This window comes from Streptomyces sp. NPDC087859, assembly GCF_044742595.1.
GTDB lineage: Bacteria > Actinomycetota > Actinomycetes > Streptomycetales > Streptomycetaceae > Streptomyces > Streptomyces canus_F.
In genome coordinates, this window is sequence record NZ_JBIUUU010000007.1 from 268,415 (window position 1) to 287,955 (window position 19,541).

The window sequence follows — 19,541 nt, forward strand, 5'->3', positions numbered from 1 at the left end:
CGCACCATCACGGGATCGTCGAATCATGGTCACCACAGCCCAGCCCCTTCTCCCCCGTGCCACCGCACGACCCCCGCGTGCCATCGCCGTCCGTCACCTCGGACCCAACTGGTACGCCACCGTCATGGGCACCGCCATCGTCGCCACCGCCGGAGCCGGACTGCCGGTCTCCGTTCCCGGTCTGCGCACCGCCCTCACCGGCGTCTGGGCGCTCTCCCTCGCCCTCCTCGCCGTCCTGCTCTGCGCCCGCGCCCTGCACTGGACCCACCATCGGGACCAGGCCCGCGCCCATCTCCTCGACCCGGCCATGGCGCCCTTCTACGGCTGTCTCTCCATGGCCCTCCTCGCCGTCGGCGGCGGCGCCCTCACCGTCGGCACCGACTGGATCGGCACACGAGCCGCGGTCGCTCTCGACGCCGTGCTCTTCACCGCCGGCACGGCCATCGGACTCACCGTCGCCGTCGCCGTCCCGTACCTCATGGCCGTACGCCATCGCGTCGAGCCGTCACAAGCCACTCCCGTGTGGCTGCTGCCGCTCGTCGCGCCCATGGTGTCGGCGGCGCTCGGGCCGCTGCTCGTGCCCCATCTCCCGGCCGGGCAGGCGCGGGAGACCCTGCTGCTCGCGTGCGTGGCCCTGTTCGGGATCAGCCTGCTCGCGACCCTGCTCATGCTGCCGCTGATATTCGGACGGCTCGTCACCCGCGGTCCGCTGCCCCTCGCCCTCACCCCGACCCTGTTCCTGGTGCTGGGCCCCCTCGGGCAGTCCACCACCGCCGTCACCAAGTTCGCGGACGTCGCGCCCGGTGTCGTACCGACGCCCTACAGCGGCGGCTTCGGCGTCCTCGCCCTGCTCTACGGCGTGCCCGTGATGGGGTTCGCGCTGCTGTGGTTCGCGCTCGCCACCGCGCACGTCCTGCATGCCCGGCGGGAGGGCATGGGGTTCGCGATGACGTGGTGGGCCCTCACCTTCCCGGTCGGCACCTGTGTCACCGGGGCGGAGGGGCTGGCCCGGCACACCGGGCTGCTCGCCTTCCAGTGGCTCGCGGTCGTGCTGTACGTCGTTCTCGTGGCCGCGTGGGCCGTCGCCGCCCTGCACACCGCGCGCGGACTGCTCAGCGGTGCGCTGCTCGCAGGGCCCGCGTCAGCAGCCGCGGCGCTTCGGTGAGGGACGGGCCGTACCAGGTGAGGTGCCGGCCGCTGACGAGGGCGCAGGGCAGTCCGGGGAACGCCTCCGGGCCGTCGTCCGCGGTGAAGCGGTAGGGCTCGTCCGGGAGGACGACGACGTCCGGTGCGGCCGCGTTCAGGTCGTCGAGCGGGATCCGCGGATAGCGCTCGGGGTGCGTCGCGTACACCTGGTCCACGCCCAGGCGAGCCAGCACATCGCCGGCGAAGGTGTCGCGGCCCAGCACCATCCAGGGGCGGCGCCAGACGGGGACCACCGCCGTCATGGCGGACCGCGGTTCCGGCAGGGCCGACCACGCCGCCTCCGCCTCGTCCAGCCAGCGCGGCCGTCCCCGCGCGCCGCACGCCTCAAGGACCCGGGCCAGTTCCCGGAAGGCCTGCGGGACGTTCCTCACCTCGGTCACCAGGACCTCGACGCCCGCCTCGCGCAGAGCGGCGAGGTCCGGCTCCCGGTTCTCCTCCTCGTTGGCGATCACCAGGTCGGGGGCGAGGGTGAGCACGCGGTCGGTCCCGGGGTTCTTGGTGCCGCCCACGCGCACCACGTCGAGGCCCGCCGGGTGGGTGCACCAGTCCGTGGCACCGACCAGAACCCCGGGGACGGAACGGGCCACCGCCTCCGTCAGGGACGGGACGAGGGAAACGACCCTCATGGTCACGTGCGTGGCCGGTCCCGGACCGCCTCGATGTGCTCGGCCACCGCGACCACCACGACCCGGGTCTCGGGCACGGTCGCCCGCCACCGGTGCCGTACTCCGCCGGTGAGGTAGAGCGTGTCGGCGCGGCCGAGCCGGTACGCCCGGCCCTCCGCCTCGATCTCCACCGCGCCGTCGGCGACGTACATCAACTGGTCGTTGCGGAACTGGAATTCACGGCCGGCGTCATGGTCGCCGGTGAACTCCTGGGCGTGCATCTGGTGGTGGCCACGCACCAGGGAACGCACCCGGGTCCGGCACTCCGGCTCGGCGTCGTCGGCGCGGACGACGTCGACGCTGCACGCCGGGTCGGCGGCAGCGAGGAGTTCCACGGCGGTGGTGCGCAGGGCGTCGGCCACCTTCTCCAGGGAGCTCTGGCTGGGCCGCGCCCGCTCGTTCTCGATCTGGCTGAGGAAGGGCACCGACAGGCCGCTGCGTTCGGCCACGACGGCGAGGGTGAGCTCCAGCGCACGGCGTCGCCGCCTGACGGCCGCGCCCACCCGCAAGGGTTGTTCTTTGTGGTCGCCCATCGCTCCGGCTCCCTCCTTCGCTCGTCGGTCCGTTCACACTCTCTGAGGAGTTGTCTGCACCCTACGCATGTTCGGCAAACCGTTTCACGCGCCGGTCACATTGCCGTAAACCCCGTGCGGGCCATCTCGCCAACTCCGGCCAGTAGATCAGCTCTCCACCCGCCTCGTGCGGGGTTTGCGCCGTCAGGACGAACCGGCTGACCACGACCGCCCCATGAGGCTCAGGGGGCGGCATAGCTCTATGTGGTTGTCCGAATCCTTCTCCTGGACCGCGTACGGATACGCGGGCCCCGGACATGCCCGAGGGGCGGGCCTCGCCACACGCCGTCAGGTCACGTGGGGAGCCCGCCCCTCGGGCGGCTTCGCCAGGGCGGCTACCGCGGTGTCATCCGCTCCGCCACGTCCGGGTGCTCCTTCAGCCAGGCGGTGACGGCCTCTTCCTCGTGGCCCTGGCCCCGCTGGTTGATCTCGGCCTCCAGGGTGCCGAGCTCGTCCTCGCTCATCCGGAAGTTCTTGATCCACTTGGTGAGCTGCGGGTACTGCGCCGGGAACTCCTCGTTGGCGATGGTCCGGATCGTGTTGCCCTCGCCGAACAGCTTCTTGTCGTCCTTCAGCTTGGTGAGGTCGTACTGGCTGTACGCCCAGTGCGGCGACCAGAGCACGACGGCCACGGGCTGCTTCTTGGCGTAGGCGCGCTTGAGCTCGGCCAGCATCGCGGGCGTGGAGCCGTCGACGACGTCGTACTCCTTGTCCAGGCCGTAGCCCGGCAGGACCTTCTTCTTGAGGAGGTTCATCTCGCCGGTGCCCGGTTCGATACCGATGATTTTCCCGTCGAAGAGGTCCGCCTTGCCCTTGAGGTCCTCGTACGACTTCACGCCCTTGACGTACGAGGGGACCGCGACCTCCAGCGAGGTCGGCTCGTACCAGGTGCCGAGGTCGGCGAGTCTGTCCTTGTTCTTGTCCCAGTAGTTCGCCTGTGCGTACGGCAGCCAGGCGTCGAAGTTGAGATCGAGGTCGCCGGAGGCGAGGCCCGTGTAGACCGGGCCGACGTCCATCTGCTTGAGGTTCAGCTGGTAGCCGCGCCGCTCCAGGACGTTCTTCCAGAGGTAGGTGACGGCGATGTCCTCGTCCCAGGGGAACCAGGCCACGTCGACGGGCCGCTTCGCCTCGGCCGGGGCGGCGGTGTCCGCGACCGGTGCGAGCTTGTCGAGCACACCGGGGTTGGCCTTCAGCCAGGCGCGTACGGCGTCCTGCTGCTTGCCCTTGCCCGCCTTGTTGATCTCGGCTTCCAGACCCGTGAGCTGCTTCTCGCTCATCGTGAAGTTCTTCAGCCACTTCGCGACGACCGGGTTGTCGTCGGCGAAGCCCTTGCGGGCCACCGTGTGCACACCGTCGCCCTTGCCCCAGGCCCCCTTGGGGTCCTTGAGCTTCTTCAGCTTGTAGTCGCTGTACGCCCAGTGCGGCGACCAGAGCGTGACCACGACGGGTTCCTGCTTGCTGTACGCCCGCTTCAGCTCGGCCAGCATCGCCGGCGTGGAGCTGTCGACGACCTTGTACTCCTTGTCGAGGCCGTAGTCCTTGAGGACCTTGCTCTTGAGCAGACCCATCATTCCGGCGCTGGACTCGATGCCGGTGATCTTCCCGCCGAACTCGGCGGACCTGCCCTTGAGATCCTCCAGGGAGTCGATGCCCTTCATGTACGAGGGGACGCTCAGCTCCAGGGAGGTCGGGCCGTACCAGGAGCCCAGGTCGTCCAACTGGTCGCCGTACTTCTTCCAGTACTCGGCGTGGGTGGTCGGCAGCCAGGCGTCGGTCTGGAAGTCGACGTTGCCGGAGGCCAGGGAGGTGTAGAGCGGGCCGGCGTCGAGCTGCTTGGCCTCCACCTCGAAGCCGCGCTCCTCCAGGAGCTCCTTCCAGAGGAAGCTGGAGGCGACGCCCTCGTCCCAGGGGATGTAGCCGATGCTGACCTTCTTGCCCTGGCCGACGTTCTCGCCGACCGGGGCGGCGCTGTCGCCCTTGCCGCCGAACATCCCCATGCCGCCCGCGACGAGGGCGAGGACCACCACGCCGATGACGGCGACCTGCGGACGGGGGCGGTACGACCAGATCCTCAGCCCCCGTGCGGCACGCGCCTTGGCGGCGGCGCGGCGGCCCAGCGGGGAGACCTGGGTGCCCAGGGCGCCGGTCATGCGGTCGAGGTAGATCGCGAGGATCACGATGGCGACGCCCGCCTCGGACCCGAGGCCCACGTCGAGCTGACCGATGGCCTCGTTGACGCGTCCGCCGAGGCCGCCGGTGCCGACCATGCCGGCGATCGCGGCCATGGACAGGCCGAGCATGATGACCTGGTTGACGCCGGCCATGACGGTGGGCAGGGCGAGCGGGAGCTGGACCCGCAGGAGGGTGTCCCTGGGAGTCGTGCCGAACGCCTCGGCCGCCTCGACCAGTTCCTTGTCGACCTGGCGGATGCCCAGCTCGGTCATGCGCACGCCGGGGGCGAGCGCGAAGATCAGGGTGGCGACGATGCCCGCGGAGGCGCCGGTGCCGAAGAAGAGGATCGCCGGGATGAGGTAGATCATCGCGGGCAGCGTCTGCATGAAGTCCAGGACCGGCCGGACCAGTCCGCTGACGCGGTCGGAGCGGGCCGCCCAGATGCCGACGGGCACGGAGATCACCAGGGCGATGATCGTGGCGACGAGGACCAGCGAGAGGGTCACCATCGCGTCGTCCCACAGTTCGAGGGAGTCGATGAAGGCGAAGCCCGCGAAGGTGAGGACGCCGGCCGTGGTGCCGCGCAGCCAGAAGGCGATGACGGCGAAGATGCCCGCGAGGAGCAGGGGCTGGGGCGCCTGGAGGACGGCGTCGATACCGTCGTAGGTGCCGGTGAAGACGGTCTTGAGGAAGTCGAAGAGCCAGGCCATGTGGCCGAGCAGCCAGTCGACCGCGTCGTTGACCCAGTCGCCGAGCGGGATCCTAGGCACGGGCCACCGCCTTGTCGCCGCCCTTGTCCCGGGGCGAGTCGCAGGCCACCGGGTCGGACTGTTCGTCGCCGAGGAACGCGACGAGGCGTTGCCTCGGGACGCGGCCGACGAGTTTCCCGGTCTTGTCGAGGACGGCGACGGGGTGCGTCAGCCGGGCGCTGATCGCGCAGAGTTCGGTGAAGGGGGTGTCCGGTGTCGCGGTCTCGCAGCGGCAGCCGACCTCGTCACCGACGACGTCCGGGTCCATGACGGCGCCCGCGGTCAGGACCCGCGAGCGGTCGACGTCCTGGGTGAAGGAGGCCACGTAGTCGTCGGCGGGCCGGACGAGGATGTCCTCCGCGCTGCCGATCTGGACGATACGGCCGTCGCGCATGACGGCGATGCGGTCGCCCAGGCGCATGGCCTCGTTGAGGTCGTGGGTGATGAAGACGATGGTCTTCTTCAGGGTCTTCTGAAGCTCCAGGAGCTGGTCCTGCATGTCACGGCGGATCAGCGGGTCGAGCGCGCTGAACGACTCGTCCATGAGGAGCAGGTCGGCGTCGGTGGCCAGCGCGCGGGCCAGGCCGACGCGCTGCTGCATACCGCCGGACAGCTCGTCGGGCCAGGACTTCTCCCAGCCGGCCAGACCGCACAGGGCCAGGGCCTCGGTGGCGCGCTTCTCGCGCTCGGCGCGGGGGACGCCCTGTACGGCGAGGCCGTAGGCGGCGTTCTCCAGGACGCTGCGGTGCGGGAAGAGCGCGAAGTGCTGGAAGACCATGCTGATCTTCCTCGCCCGGACCGCGCGCAGTTCGCGGTCGCCGAGCGCGGTCAGGTCCTGGCCGTCGAAGCGGACGTGTCCGGCGGTGGGCTCGAGGAGGCCGTTGAGCATGCGCAGCAAGGTGGACTTGCCGGATCCCGACAGGCCCATGACGACGAAGATCTGGCCGGGTTCCACGGTGAAGGAGGCGTCGACGACCGCGGCGGTGGTGCCGTCGGCGCGCAGCTCCTCCCGGTCGGCTCCATCGCGCAGTCTCTCGACTGCCTCACTCGGTCGTCTGCCGAACACCTTGTAGAGATGTTCGGCCTCTAGGCTGGCTGACACGCGTACCTCTTGACTCGGGGGCGGGGGTCAGTGGCGGCGCCTGCCCTCGACCGACCAGGGCAAACGCCGAAGTGGTTCAGTTCACAACCATTCCGTGGGATCGCCGTAGCGGCTTCACAACGCTGAGGACCGGTGACTGTCGGCGGCGTACGGCATGATGCGAGGCGTGACCGGACGACTCATGCTCCTCGACACCGCCTCCCTCTACTTCCGCGCCTACTTCGGCGTCCCGGAGTCCGTGAAGGCCCCGGACGGCACGCCGGTGAACGCCGTGCGCGGGCTGCTGGAATTCATCGACCGCCTGGTCAGGGACCACCGTCCCGATGAGCTGGTGGCCTGCATGGACGCCGACTGGCGTCCTCAGTGGCGGGTCGATCTGATCCCCTCCTACAAGGCGCACCGCGTCGCCGAGGAGCGCGAGGCGGGGCCGGACGAGGAGGAGGTGCCGGACACGCTGTCGCCGCAGGTCCCGGTCATCGAGGAGGTCCTGGACGCGCTCGGCATCGCGCGCGTGGGCGTCGCGGGGTACGAGGCGGACGATGTGATCGGCACGTTCACCGCGCGGGCGAAGGGCCCGGTGGACATCGTCACCGGCGACCGCGATCTGTACCAGCTGGTGGACGACGCGCGCGGGGTGCGGGTGCTGTACCCGCTCAAGGGCGTGGGCACCCTCCAGCTCACGGACGAGGCGTGGCTGCGCGAGAAGTATGGGGTCGACGGGCCGGGGTACGCGGATCTGGCGCTGCTGCGCGGCGACCCGAGCGACGGTCTGCCGGGGGTGCCCGGCATCGGGGAGAAGACGGCCGCCAAGCTGCTGGCCGAGTTCGGCGATGTCGCCGGGATCATGGCGGCGGTCGACGACCCGAAGGCCAAGCTCACGCCCTCGCAGCGCAAGCGGCTGGACGAATCGCGGCCCTATGTCGCGGTGGCGCCCAAGGTCGTGCGGGTCGCGGACGACGTACCGCTGCCGGACGTCGACACGGCGGTACCGCGGGGCCCGCGTGATCCGGCGGCGGTGGAGCGGCTGGCGGCGCGCTGGGGGCTGGGCGGTTCGCTTCAGCGACTGCTGACGACCCTGGCTCCGTAAATCATGTTCTCTGGCAAGTGAATGAGATTCTCTTCAGGAGGGATCCGCGCTCTCCACAATGGCTTAATCTTGCCCTCATACAAGGGGTGTTAAGTAGGGGGAGATGCTAACTTAGGTAAGCCTAAGCGAAAAGGCAGGGAGGCCGCCATGGCAGAACGACCGGCACGCAAGCCGCGGAAGCCGTATTCCGCCCAGGTCGTCCGCACCGAGCGGCTGACCCCCCATATGCAGCGTGTGGTGCTCGGAGGTGACGGGCTCGCCGATTTCGCGGCGGACACCTGCTCCGACCACTATGTGAAGCTGCTGTTCCCGGCCGGGGGTGCGACCTACCCGGAGCCCTTCGACATGGAGCGCATTCGCGAGGAGTTCCCGCGCGAGCAGTGGCCGGTGACGCGGACGTACACCGTGCGCCACTGGGACGCCGAACACCGTGAGCTGACCCTGGACTTCGTGGTCCACGGCGACGAGGGCCTCGCCGGTCCCTGGGCGGCGAGCGTGCAGCCGGGCGAGACCGTGCGGTTCAACGGCCCGGGCGGCGCCTACACCCCTGATCCGACCGCCGACTGGCATCTGTTCGCCGGGGACGAGAGCGCGCTGCCCGCGATCGCCCGCTCCCTGGAGGTGCTGCCCGACGGCGCCACGGCGTACGCCTTCATCGAGGTCTCCGGGCCCGAGGAGGAGCAGAAGATCGACTCCGATGTGGAGGTCGTCTGGCTGCACCGCGGGGACCGGCCGGTCGGCGAGGCGCTGACCGAGGCCGTGCGGGCACTGGACTTCCCGGCGGGCCGCGTGCACGCCTTCGTCCACGGCGAGGCGCACTTCGTGAAGCAGCTGCGGCACCTGCTGCGCGTCGAGCGCGAGATCGCCCGCGAGGACCTGTCGATCTCCGGGTACTGGCGGCTCGGCCACAACGAGGACGGCTGGCAGGCCTCGAAGCGGGACTGGAACGCGCGGATCGAGGCGGAGCAGGAGAACACGCCCGCCTAGTTCCCTGGGACGGATACGAAGTGTGGGAGGGCGCGGCGGCGCCCTCCCACACCGCTACACGGACCGCTGGTACGACCGGAACGTCCGGATCGACAGCCACACCGCCGCCACCGCCAGCGCCAGCAGCGCCCCGCTCCGGATCAGCACATCACCCCAGTCGGGGTTCTCGGACAGCGCCGAACGCCCCGCCACCATCGCCCAGTCGAGCGGGTTGACGTCGGCGACGTGCCGCATCCACCCCGGCATCTGGGCGGGCGCCATGAAGGCGGAGGACAGGAACGTCAGCGGCAGCAGCAGGAACGTGTTGATGCCGATGATCGACTCCCGCTCCCGCACCAGCATGCCGAGCGCGTTGGACAGCGCCCCGAAGACCGTGCCCAGCAGCACCGAGGCGAGCACCAGGACCGCGATCCCGACGATCCCGCCCGGGTAGTCCGCCCCGCCCAGCAGCCCGAGCAGCACGATGATCACCGACTGCGCGGCGGTGACCAGGCCGTTGTTGACGACGTTGCCGTTCATCAGCGCGGCCCGGCTGACCGGGGTGGTCAGAAAGCGGTCCAGGGTGCCGCGCTGGATCTCGTCGAGCGTGGTCATCCCGGCCCACATGTTGGAGCTCAGCGCGCTCATCACGACCACGCCGGGGACGAGGTAGTCGAGGTACGAGGTGGTGCCGAAGCCGCCGAGCTCGACGACCTCGCGGAACAGGCTCCCGAACAGGAACAGCCAGATCACCGGCTGGATCAGGGTGATGACCGCGTACGCGGGCTGGCGTACGAACACCATGAGTTGACGCTGTGTCATGTACCAGGTCTGGGAGACGGCGGCGCTCATCGGGCACCTCCCGCGAGGGCGAGGTCGTCAGGCCGTCCGGTCTCCCCGGCTCCCCCCGCTTCCTCGGCCGCCTCGGCCTCGGAATAGCGACGGCCGGTGTAACGCAGGTACACGTCGTCGAGCGAGGGGCGGGCCACGGTCGCGGCGGCGACACCGACTCCCGCGCGCTCGAGTGCGCCCAGGAGGGCGGGCACCGCTGCCGCTCCGTCGTCGGCGCGGACGCTGACCCGGCGCCCGTCGACCAGGACCTCATGCACGCCCGGCAGTCCGCCGAGGGCGCTCCTGAGCAGCGTACGACCGGCTTCGCCGACGCCGGAGCGGAGCTCCAAACGGACCGCGTCACCGCGGAGTTCACCCTTGAGGGAGTCCGGGGTGCCCTCGACCACGACCCGGCCGCGGTCGACGATGGCAACGCGCTCGGCGAGCCGGTCGGCCTCTTCGAGATAGTGCGTGGTGAGCAGGATGGTCAGCCCCTCCTCACCGGAGAGCCGGCCGATCTCGTCCCACATCGCGCCGCGGGCCTGGGGGTCGAGACCGGTGGTGGGCTCGTCGAGGAAGAGCACCTCGGGCCGGTGCACCAGACCGAGGGCGACGTCGAGGCGGCGCCGCATACCGCCGGAGTAGCCCTTGACCCGACGGTCCGCGGCGTCGGTGAGGGTGAAGCGGTCCAGGAGTTCGGTGAGACGCCTGTCGAGGCCGACTCCCCTCAACCCGTAGAGCCTGCCCTGCAGTCGGAGGTTCTCGCGGCCGGTGGCCCCGGGGTCGGCGCCGGAGTTCTGCGCGACCACGCCGATCGCGCGGCGCACCCGGTCCGGGTGGCGCAGCACGTCGTGGCCGGCGACGGTGGCCGTGCCGGAGTCGGGGCGGGCCAGGGTGGTGAGGATCTTGACGGTGGTGGACTTGCCGGCGCCGTTGGGGCCGAGAAGGCCGAAGACGGTGCCGGGTTCGACGGTGATGTCCATGCCGTTGAGGGCGGTGACACCACCCGGATAGGTCTTGATCAGCTGACGCGCCTCGACTGCGGGCGCACGGGTGTTCATGACAGGTGCTCTCCTGGGTGAGCGGATGACAGCTGATCCGCGTGAGGAGCACCGGGCTATCCTGGGTGTGCCGCACCTCGATCGCCTGGATGTGCCTCACGGCGGATTCAGCTCGGGGTTCGAGGCCCCGGCGGGCTGCTCCAACAGCCCTGCCGGGGCCTGTTCTTCGTCAGGTCACGGTTCGTGGAACGCCTTCCACTCCTCGATGCCGGGCAGCTCGCCCTTCCTGATCTCGTCGAGGAAGCCGCGGACCCACGCCGCTTCCGCCTCGATCATGTGGAGCTCGTACTCGTTCTCCACGAGGAAGAGCCGGGGCAGCGTCTCGTACAGCTTCTCCAGTGCGCCCCGGCCGGAGGCGATCCGGACCTCCAGGGCGTCGAGCCGTTCCTCCAGCAGGGGGACCACGTCGTCGGGGTGCAGCACGCCGAGCAGCGAGAGCGCGGTCTCGAAGATCGGGTACTCCTTGGCCGGGAAGGCGACCAGGTCCGACATCCACTCGGTGGTCTCCCGGCGGCCGGCCTCGGTGATGCCGTAGACCGTCCGCTCGGGCCTGTTGCCCTGCCGCTCCACGTCCGTGACCTCGACGAAGCCATGCTTCTGGAGGTTCTGCACGACCGTGTAGAGCGAGCCGTAGTTGATCTTCGTGCTGGAGTCCTTGCCCTGGCGGCGCAGGGTCTGGGCGATCTCGTAGGGATGCATCGGCTTCTGCCACAGGGTCGCCAGCACGGCGAGCGCCAAGGGATTGCGGAGCTTGCGACGCCTCATGGGCCGATTCACCTCGCATCTCTACTTCGATCCGAATATCCGCAGCCGAACATATCGCGATCTACGACAGGCCGTCAATAGACACGATGTATCGCGTTTGGCGGCCCCGCGCAAGGGAGTGAGGACTTGGGCCCACCTTCGACATGGCCGCGTCATGCGGGTGAAACAGCCGCTCCCTAATTTCTGTCGCCCGACAGGAATTCAGCGCCCGCACCGCTGTCCCGCTCTTCCGCCGCCGAAGGCAGGTGCCGCCGTGACGACAACCAGCCCCTCCGAAGTCCGCCCCGATCCACCGCACTCCCCCACCGACCGCTCGCTCGCCGAGTTCGGCTACCGCCAGGAACTCCACCGCAGCCTGGGCCGGTACGCGTCGTTCGCGGCCGGGTTCTCCTTCATCTCCGTCCTGACGACGGTCTTCCAGTTCTTCGCCTTCGGGTACGCGTTCGGCGGCCCCGTCTTCTTCTGGGCCTGGCCCGCGGTGCTGGTCGGGCAGTTGCTGGTGGCCGCCTGCTTCGCGGAACTGGCGGCGCGCTATCCGATCTCGGGCGCGATCTATCAGTGGTCGTCGCGGCTGTCGAACCTGACCTTCGGGTGGTTCGCGGGCTGGATCATGGTGATCGGGCAGATCGTGGTGGTCGCGGCGGCCGCGCTGGCACTGCAGATGGTGCTGCCGGCGATCTGGTCGGGCTTCCAGCTGATCGGCACCGATCCGGCGCCGACGTCGGCGGACGGCGCGGCCAACGCGGCGCTCCTGGGCGTCTTCCTGCTCGCGCTGACGACGCTCGTGAACGTGCTCGACAACCGGGTGATGTCCGTGATCAACCGGGTCGGGGTGACCGCCGAGATCATCGGCGCGGTACTGATCGTCGTCCTGCTGCTCACCCACTCCGAGCGCACGCCCGGCATCACCTTCCACACCGAGGGCGCGGCCCAGTCCGGCCTGTTCGGGGCGCTGTTGGTGGGTTCGTTCACGGCGGCGTACGTGATGATCGGCTTCGACAGCGCGGGCGAGATGAGCGAGGAGACCCGCGATCCACGGCGCACCGCACCCCGCACGATCCTCACGGCGCTCGGCGCGGCCGGCCTCCTGGGGGGTCTGATCGTGCTGGGCGGCCTGCTGGCGGCGCCGAGCCTGACCGACGGACGCCTGGCGGTCGACGGGCTGAGCTACGTCCTCACGAGCAGCCTGGGCGACGGCGTCGGCAAGGCGCTGCTGGCGGACGTGGTGGTGGCGATCGCGGTGGCGACCCTCGCGATCCAGACGGCGGCCTGCCGGATGCTGTTCTCCATGGCCCGCGACGGTCAGCTCCCGTTCGCGGCACGCCTGGCCCGCGTCCACCCCCGCACCGGTATGCCCACCGCTCCCGCCCTGGTGGTCGGTCTTCTCGCCGCGGCCCTGCTGCTCCTCAACTTCGCCTCCCCCGAGGCGTTCCTGGCGATCGGCACGACCTGCATCGTGATGCTGTACCTGGCGTACGCGATGGTCACCGGCCCCCTCCTGGTCGCCCGCCTCCGCGGCCGCTTCACCTCGGAGGGCACGGACGAAAGGGGCGGCCGGCTCTTCTCCCTGGGCCGCTGGGGCGTCCCGGTCAACGCCCTCGCCCTGCTCTACGGCCTGTTCATGACGGTCAACCTGGCCTGGCCGCGGGCGGAGGTGTACGACCCGGCGGGCGGCCACTGGTACTTCCAGTGGTTCACGGTGCTGTTCCTGGGAGTGACACTGGTACTAGGAGTGGGCTGGCGGCTCCACCACAGGCGTACGTCGGCGGTCGCGTCCTGAAGGGGCGCGGGGAACTGCGCGACCAGCCACAACAGCGCAGCACCCGACCACCGACACGTCCCGGCACCCCCTGAGTCGCCCCCGCCCACCGCCGGAGGCCCCCGTACCCTTGATCCCGATGAGACGCCGCACCGCTCCCCCACCCTCCCCGCTGCCCCAGCGCGACGGGGTGGACCCGGTGCGCGTGCGGCTGCCGGGGGAAGGCGACTGGGCCACCGTGCGGGAGCACCTGGTGGAGCGGCTCAGGGGTGCGGGCGCCGGAGTCGTCGAGGGGATGTTCGGCCGAGGGCTGGTCGTCGGGGCCGACGGCATCCCCGTGGCACCCGATGCCGCGTACGTGCCCGGCATGTACGTGTGGTTCCACCGCGAGCTGCCGTACGAGGTGCCCGTGCCCTTCCCCCTGGAGCTCGTGCACCGCGACGAACACATCGTCGTCGTCGACAAGCCGCATTTCCTCGCCACCACCCCGCGCGGCAGCCATGTCACCGAGACCGCGCTCGCGCGGCTGCGCCGGGAGCTCGGCATCCCGGAGCTCGGGGCCGCGCACCGGCTCGACCGGCTCACCGCCGGTCTGGTGCTGTTCACGGTGCGGCCCGAGGAGCGGGGCGCCTACCAGTCGCTGTTCCGCGACAGGCAGGTGCGCAAGGAGTACGAGGCCGTCGCGCCCTACGATGCCGCGCTCGCCCTGCCCCGGACCGTGCGGAGCCGGATCGTGAAGGAGCGCGGGGTGCTGGCCGCCTATGAGGTCGAGGGCGAGCCGAATGCCGTCAGCCATGTCGAACTCGTCGACCGGCGTGCGGGATTGGGCCGGTACCGGCTCACACCCACCACCGGCCAGACACATCAGCTGCGCGTCCACATGAACGCCCTCGGCGTACCCATCCTCGGTGACCCGTTGTATCCCGAGGTGGCCGCCCCCGTGCCGGCCGGTGAGTTCCGGCATCCGCTCCAACTGCTGGCGCGGGCGCTGGACTTCACCGATCCGGTCACGGGGGTGGAACACCGGTTCCGGAGCACTCGGGTGCTGGAGGCCTGGGCGCGTGACGGCGACCGGGCCGGTCAGTAACCCCGCCACCACCGCAGGAGGCGGCGCCAGGCGCCCATCGGACGGGCCGGTTCGGGCGTCGGCACGGGCGGCGGCGGGGCGGCGGGCTGGGGCTGGGGTTCGACGGCCGCGGGTTGCGGCCGCTCGGTGCCGACCTGCCAGCCGGGCCGCTGCTGCGGAACCGGGGCGTGGCCCGGCTGCTGCATGATGTCCTGCTGCGGCTTGGGCGCGAACCGCACGGGCAGTTCCACGAGGTGGCGCGAGGAGATCGACTGCCGCCACTCCAACTCGTCCTCGTCGCAGTCGAGCTGGACGTCCGGCAGCCGCATCAGCAGCGCGTCGACACCGGTGTCGGCGATGCCACGGGCGATGTCCTGACCGGGGCACTCGTGCGGGCCGCCGCCGAAGGCGAGGTGCGAGCGGTTGCCCCGCATGTTGGCTTCCAGGTCGGGCCGGACCCGCGGGTCGACGTTGCCCGGCGCGATGCCGAACAGCAGACCGTCGCCCTTGCGGATGCGCTGGCCGCCCAGCTCCGTGTCCTGCTTGGCGTAGTAGGCGAAGACCGTGCTGAACGGCGGCTCGTCCCACAGCGACTGCTCGACCGCCTGCGGCACCGTCATCTGACCGCCGTTGAGCTGGGCGCGGAAGCCGGGGTTGGTGAGCACGGCGCGCAGGACGTTGCCGATGAGGTTCACCGTCGCCTCGTAGGCCGCGAGGAGGACGAGCCACAGGTGGGTGGTGACCTCGTCGTCGGTGAGCTTCGCCGGGTGCAGCACGAGGTGGCTGGCGAAGTCGCCCTCGGGCTGCTCACGGCGGCGTGCGGCGAGCCCCTGGAGGACGCCCATGACGTACGCCTGGCTGGTGTTGGCGGTCTCGGTGCCCTTGAGGAGGTCGCGGGTGGCCTGCACGAGCCGGTCGTTGTACTCCTCGGGCATGCCGAAGATCTCGCACATGATGGCCATCGGCAGGTGTTCGGCGAACTGGCCGATGAGGTCGGCGTCGCCCTGCTCGCAGAACTCGTTGACCAGGCGCTGGGTGTAGCGGTTGATGTGGCGCCGGATGGCACGGTAGTTGATGGTCGACATCGCGCCGGTGACGGCGCCGCGCAGCCGCAGGTGCTCGTCGCCCTCGGCGTAGGAGCAGATGGGCGCCCAGGCGATGTGCGGCATCATCGGGTGGTCGGGCTTGACCATGCCCTCGATCTGCGGCGTCCAGATGCGGCTGTCCCGGCAGAAGTGCGAGGGGGTGCCCACCATGTGGAGGTTCTCGGCGTGGCCGAGGACGATCCACATCGGCACGTCGTCGTGGAGCAGCACGGGCGCCACCGGGCCGTGTTCCTCGCGGAGTTGTTCGTAGAGACCTTCGAGGTCCTCCGCCTCGGGGCCGTACAGCCGGTGCAGCCCGCCGGGGCCACGGCCGTGGGCGGGGCAGCCGGGGGGCGGGCCGGCCGTGGGGTCGGCACCGGTCAGGGACTGGGGTTCAGGCGTCACGGTGATCGCTCCGAAGTGGATCCGGTTGCTGGGGAGTTGGGGCCGGGTGAGCTCTCCGGCCGGTCAGGTGAGCCGGCCCGTCAGCGCGAGCGAGTGCAGGAAGCGCATCAGGGTCATCAGGGTGTCGCGGCTGGAGGCCCGGCGGCGTGCGTCGCACTCCACGATGGGGATGCCCTCGTCCAGGTCGAGCGCGCCGCGCAGGTCGGCGATGGGGTAACGGGGCCCGTCGGGGAAGGAGTTGACGGCGACGATGAAGGGCACGCCACGCTCCTCGAGCCGGCCTATGACGTCGAAGCTGACCTCCAGACGGCGGGTGTCGACCAGCACCACCGCGCCGAGCGCGCCCTCGAACAGGCCGTTCCACAGGAACCAGAAGCGTTGCTGGCCGGGGGTGCCGAAGAGATACAGGACGAGTTGGTCGGTGATGCTGATGCGTCCGAAGTCCATGGCCACGGTGGTGGCGGTCTTGGTCTCGGAGCCGTAGTTGTCGTCGACCCCGATCCCGGCCTGGGTCATGGTCTCCTCGGTGGTCAGCGGCCTGATCTCGCTCACCGACCCGACCATCGTCGTCTTGCCGACTCCGAAGCCGCCCACGATCACGATCTTCACCGCGGCCTGGGCCGTGTGCGGCAGTTGATCCTCCGAGCGTGGTCCGGGGATGGTGTCAGAGCCTTTGAAGTCCATGCATCACCGCTTCGAGAAGGGAACGGTCGGGGAGCGCCTGACGGACGATCGGGGCGCGCGCCGTCACCAGTTCGGCCGTCAGCATCTCCGTGAGCAGGACGGTCATCACACTGAACGGCAGGCTCAGATAGGCCGAGAGCTCGGCGACCGAGATCGGGGCCGTGCTGAGCCGGAGGATCGCCGTCTGCTCAGGGGTGGCGGAGGGAGGCGGGTCGGCGCGCGCCACGATTAACGCGACCAGGTCGAGGTCGGCCCGCTCCCCGTCCGGCCCGGCGACCACGTAGAGCCGTTCCGGGGGGCGCTTTCCGGTGCCCTCGCCCTCGGGTTTCGGGGGCGGTTCCTCGGGCGCTTGACTGGGGTATCGCCGCCGGCGTTGCGGAGGAGTCATACGGTCTGCCCGTTCCGCCGGGGCGGACTGGTGAGATGGGCGCCGATTCTGACGACGAGGTCGCGCATGCGGTTGCTCATCAGGCCGGGTTCGGCGACCACGTCGGACAGCACCGCGAGATACGCGTTGGCGCCCGCGGCCATCAGATAGAAGTAGCCGCCGTTGATCTCGATGATGACCATCTTCATCCGGCCGTCACTGTCCGGAATCTCGTGGGCGACGGCGTGGGCGAGGCTCTGGAGCCCCGCACAGGCCGCGGCGACTCGGTCGGCGGCGTCCGGGTCGCCGCCGTAGCGCGCGATGCGCAGGCCGTCGGCGGAGAGCACCACGATCATCTCGATACCTGGTACCCCGTCGGCGAGATCCTTGAGCATCCAGTCGAAGTTGGCGCGCTGCTGGATCACGTGTGGTCCCTCTCGTCGTCGGCCTCGGTCCGGGCCGGCTCGGTGGTCTGCTGGGTGGGTGCGCCCGGGTCGGGGTCGCCCTTGAGTCCGTTCCAGAAGGCCTCGACCCACAGTCCGGGTTCGGGCTCCTTCTTGTCCGGCTCGGGGGCGGGGGCGGGCGTCGACCAGATGGTCGGCTTGCCCTCCCGCTCGGCCTTCTCGATGGCCGCCTGCTCGGCGAACCGCTGGTGCAGCGGCGTCTTGACCCGGCTGCGGCGCTGCGGCAGCCCGCCGGCGGTCCACTCGGTGACCTCGGGGACGTCGTCCTCCATGGACATGCCGACGGGGAGGCGCGGGCTGGTGGGGCGCCGCCGCTTCGGTGCGCGCTTGGGACCTTCGAGCGCACCTTCGGTCTTCGGTACGGCGCCGGCGCCGATGCCGTGAGCGAGTCCGGGGGCCGGATCGCTGGTCATCATCTCGCGCGGCACGATCAGGACGGCGCGGACACCGCCGTACGCCGAGGAGCGCAGCGAGACCTGCATGTTGAACTGGGTGCACAGCCGGCCGACGACGGCCAGGCCCAGGCGCGGGGAGTCACCCAGGTCCTGGAGGTCGACACCGGCCTTGGCCCGCTCCAGCATGGCCTCGGCCTTGGCCCGGGCCTCCTCGCTGAAGCTGACTCCGGCGTCCTCGATCTCGACGGCGACGCCGGTCTGCACCTCGCTGGCGGTGACGTGCACCTTGGTCTGCGGCGGCGAGTAGCGGGTGGCGTTGTCCAGGAGCTCCGCGACGGCGTGGATGACCGGCTCGACGGAGATGCCGCGGATGTTGACCTGGGCGATGGAGTCCAGCTTGATGCGGCGGTACTCCAGGATGCGGGACATGCCTCCGCGCAGCACGCTGTACAGCGGGACGGGGTCGGGCCACTGACGGCCGGGGCGGCCGCCGCCGAGGACGGAGATGGAGTCGGCGAGGCGGCCGATCAGCGCGGTGCCGTGGTCGATGCGCAGGAGGTCGTCGAAGACCTCGGGGTTGCGGCCGTGGTCCTCCTCCATCTCGCGGAGTTCGTTGTTCTGCTGGTGCACGATCGCCTGGACGCGGCGGGCGATGGAGACGAAGGAGCGCTGCGTGGAGTCGCGGAGGGCTTCCTCGCGGTCGATGATGTCGAGCACCGAGTGGATCAGGATGATCTGCGACTCGGGGAGTTCGCGGTAGGAGGGGTCGATGTCGCCGAGTTGGCGAATCACCTCCCCGGGGGAATTTCCGGATCGCAACCGGTAGATGGCGGCGGGTGTGATCTCCTTCGCGAGGCGGAGCATCTCCTCCTCGTGCGCGCCGACCCGTCGTTCCAGATACGCGCTGTTACGGGCGTATTCGGCACGCAGGTCACGCAGGGCCCGGCCGCGACGCACCACTTCGGAAGCCGCCGCGAGCACCAGGAGCGTGGCGACGGCGCCGCACCAGGCGACGGCCGTGCGGGCCGGCTCCTGGACCACGGCGGCTGCGGCTCCGGTGGCCGCGGCCATCAGTATCGCGGGGAACAACAGCACGCGCGCGTAGGGAAGTTCACGGCGTACGGGTGGGGATTGAACACTCACCATGTAAGGCCCTCGAAAACGAATCGGCTTGGATGCGCATACATAGGGAACAAGCGCACGAATACATCTCAACTCGGTGCGCCGCGGGCGAGCTTAGTCCGACCGGATCATCGCCGTGTCATATTCAGCAAGCGCCTGAAACGGGACGCGAACAAGGAGTACTCTCGGCTCCATTTACACGCAGAGGTGCTGTTCGCACACGTTGCGTCACGGCGTACGGGCATGCGAAAACCACTCACTGTGACGGGTGAAGGTCAGGTGCCCGCGATCCTCAGCGCCGCGTCCGCGGTGGCTTCCGCAAACACCGCCACCGGGCGGTCGGGGTCCGAGCGGTGGACGAGGATGACCCCCTCGATCAGCCCGAACAGCAGGTCCGTACGGAGATCGAGCTCGCTCTTGGCGAGCGCGCCACCGGCGCCGGTCGCGGCGAGCAACTGCCGGTAGGCGTCCTTGAGTTCGGCGCGCACGGCGTGGAAGCCGGCGAACCGCTCGGCGCGCACCTCGGGCAGCAGATAGAGACCGCCCAGGTTGTACGGGCCGCCGCACAGGAGCTCCACGTCCGCACGGCACAGCTCCCACAGCCGGTCCTCGGCCGCGGTCGCGTCGTCGGCGAGGAGCTCGCGGGCGTACCCGAGCGACGGGGTGACCGTGGACTCCAGGAGCCGGGCGAGCAGCTCCTCCTTGCCGGAGACGTAGTGGTACATGGAGGCCTGACGCATGCCCGCGCGTTCGGCGACGGCCCGGGTGGTGGTGGCCGCGTAGCCCCGGGTGGTGAACAACTCGGCGGCCGCGGCGAGCAGTTCGTCACGCGGCTCGAGCCCGCTGTCCGGCCGCTGTGCGGCACGCGGCCTGCCGACCCGCCGTCCACCCGTCGTTCCCATACGCCGATCCTCGCACAGGGCACCATCCAGTGATCTTCGGCAGCGCACGGCGGGCACGGGTGAGGGCTCGGTAACCACCCCGCAACCCCCGGGCAATCCCCGCGACCCACCCCGCT

The 19,541-nt window shown here is 70.3% G+C and carries 18 protein-coding genes; 5 read left to right on the top strand and 13 right to left on the bottom strand.

Going from position 1 to position 19,541, the window contains the following annotated elements; genetic code table 11:
- The first annotated feature begins 25 nt into the window (after positions 1-25).
- A complete protein-coding gene (locus ACIOHP_RS18970) occupies positions 26-1,165 on the top strand; it encodes a TDT family transporter (RefSeq protein WP_401888763.1) in 1,140 nt (379 codons plus the stop codon).
- On the opposite strand, the gene ACIOHP_RS18975 is transcribed toward ACIOHP_RS18970, so the two are convergent.
- From ACIOHP_RS18975 to ACIOHP_RS18990, 4 genes are all read right to left on the bottom strand, one after another.
- Complete coding sequence (locus ACIOHP_RS18975; protein WP_401888765.1) at positions 1,113-1,832, bottom strand: helical backbone metal receptor; 720 nt, start codon at positions 1,830-1,832, stop codon at positions 1,113-1,115. The two genes, ACIOHP_RS18970 and ACIOHP_RS18975, sit on opposite strands and share 53 nt — an antisense overlap.
- A 2-nt stretch (positions 1,833-1,834) precedes the next feature.
- Positions 1,835-2,404: a helix-turn-helix domain-containing protein gene (locus tag ACIOHP_RS18980; RefSeq protein WP_361487017.1), complete on the bottom strand. Its 570-nt coding sequence runs from the start codon at positions 2,402-2,404 to the stop codon at positions 1,835-1,837.
- A gap of 374 nt (positions 2,405-2,778) precedes the next feature.
- Positions 2,779-5,385, bottom strand: coding sequence for an ABC transporter permease/substrate binding protein (locus ACIOHP_RS18985; protein WP_401888767.1), 2,607 nt, complete (start codon positions 5,383-5,385; stop codon positions 2,779-2,781).
- A complete protein-coding gene (locus tag ACIOHP_RS18990; protein WP_361553215.1) occupies positions 5,378-6,466 on the bottom strand; it encodes a glycine betaine/L-proline ABC transporter ATP-binding protein in 1,089 nt (362 codons plus the stop codon). The genes ACIOHP_RS18985 and ACIOHP_RS18990 overlap by 8 nt, the downstream gene beginning before the upstream one ends.
- Before the next feature lie 157 nt (positions 6,467-6,623).
- On the opposite strand from ACIOHP_RS18990, the gene ACIOHP_RS18995 reads away from it, so the two are divergent.
- Positions 6,624-7,553 carry a 5'-3' exonuclease H3TH domain-containing protein gene (locus ACIOHP_RS18995; RefSeq protein ID WP_401889181.1) on the top strand — a complete coding sequence of 310 codons (930 nt, stop codon included), beginning with the start codon at positions 6,624-6,626 and terminating at the stop codon, positions 7,551-7,553.
- Positions 7,554-7,700: 147 nt separating this feature from the next.
- Positions 7,701-8,540, top strand: a complete 840-nt coding sequence (locus tag ACIOHP_RS19000) for a siderophore-interacting protein (protein ID WP_361553221.1) — start codon at positions 7,701-7,703, stop codon at positions 8,538-8,540.
- Between the two features lie 54 nt (positions 8,541-8,594).
- On the opposite strand, the gene ACIOHP_RS19005 is transcribed toward ACIOHP_RS19000, so the two are convergent.
- The 3 genes from ACIOHP_RS19005 to ACIOHP_RS19015 form a co-directional block, all read right to left on the bottom strand.
- A complete protein-coding gene (locus ACIOHP_RS19005) occupies positions 8,595-9,371 on the bottom strand; it encodes an ABC transporter permease (protein WP_361553224.1) in 777 nt (258 codons plus the stop codon).
- Positions 9,368-10,411: an ATP-binding cassette domain-containing protein gene (locus ACIOHP_RS19010; RefSeq protein ID WP_401888771.1), complete on the bottom strand. Its 1,044-nt coding sequence runs from the start codon at positions 10,409-10,411 to the stop codon at positions 9,368-9,370. Before ACIOHP_RS19010 ends, ACIOHP_RS19005 begins: the two co-directional genes overlap by 4 nt.
- Positions 10,412-10,585: 174 nt before the next feature.
- On the bottom strand, positions 10,586-11,176 hold the full coding sequence (locus ACIOHP_RS19015; RefSeq protein WP_401888773.1) for a PadR family transcriptional regulator: 591 nt from the start codon (positions 11,174-11,176) through the stop codon (positions 10,586-10,588).
- A gap of 253 nt (positions 11,177-11,429) precedes the next feature.
- Here ACIOHP_RS19015 and ACIOHP_RS19020 point away from each other — a divergent pair, with 253 nt between their 5' ends.
- Together ACIOHP_RS19020 and ACIOHP_RS19025 are read left to right on the top strand one after the other, a co-directional pair.
- On the top strand, positions 11,430-12,956 hold the full coding sequence (locus ACIOHP_RS19020; RefSeq protein WP_401888776.1) for an amino acid permease: 1,527 nt from the start codon (positions 11,430-11,432) through the stop codon (positions 12,954-12,956).
- Between the two features lie 118 nt (positions 12,957-13,074).
- A complete protein-coding gene (locus tag ACIOHP_RS19025; protein WP_401888779.1) occupies positions 13,075-14,022 on the top strand; it encodes an RluA family pseudouridine synthase in 948 nt (315 codons plus the stop codon).
- On the opposite strand, the gene ACIOHP_RS19030 is transcribed toward ACIOHP_RS19025, so the two are convergent.
- The 6 genes from ACIOHP_RS19030 to ACIOHP_RS19055 form a co-directional block, all read right to left on the bottom strand.
- Positions 14,016-15,491, bottom strand: a complete 1,476-nt coding sequence (locus ACIOHP_RS19030; protein WP_401888782.1) for a cytochrome P450 — start codon at positions 15,489-15,491, stop codon at positions 14,016-14,018. The genes ACIOHP_RS19025 and ACIOHP_RS19030 overlap by 7 nt on opposite strands.
- Before the next feature lie 63 nt (positions 15,492-15,554).
- Positions 15,555-16,175, bottom strand: a complete 621-nt coding sequence (locus ACIOHP_RS19035) for an ATP/GTP-binding protein (protein ID WP_171143110.1) — start codon at positions 16,173-16,175, stop codon at positions 15,555-15,557.
- Complete coding sequence (locus tag ACIOHP_RS19040) at positions 16,156-16,563, bottom strand: DUF742 domain-containing protein (RefSeq protein ID WP_401888785.1); 408 nt, start codon at positions 16,561-16,563, stop codon at positions 16,156-16,158. Before ACIOHP_RS19040 ends, ACIOHP_RS19035 begins: the two co-directional genes overlap by 20 nt.
- Positions 16,560-16,967 (bottom strand): roadblock/LC7 domain-containing protein, encoded by a 408-nt coding sequence (locus ACIOHP_RS19045; protein ID WP_046261836.1) that lies wholly within the window; start codon positions 16,965-16,967, stop codon positions 16,560-16,562. The genes ACIOHP_RS19040 and ACIOHP_RS19045 overlap by 4 nt, the downstream gene beginning before the upstream one ends.
- Positions 16,964-18,547, bottom strand: a complete 1,584-nt coding sequence (locus tag ACIOHP_RS19050; RefSeq protein WP_401888789.1) for a sensor histidine kinase — start codon at positions 18,545-18,547, stop codon at positions 16,964-16,966. The genes ACIOHP_RS19045 and ACIOHP_RS19050 overlap by 4 nt, the downstream gene beginning before the upstream one ends.
- A 251-nt stretch (positions 18,548-18,798) precedes the next feature.
- Complete coding sequence (locus ACIOHP_RS19055; RefSeq protein ID WP_267018014.1) at positions 18,799-19,425, bottom strand: TetR/AcrR family transcriptional regulator; 627 nt, start codon at positions 19,423-19,425, stop codon at positions 18,799-18,801.
- Between the last annotated feature and the right edge of the window lie 116 nt (positions 19,426-19,541).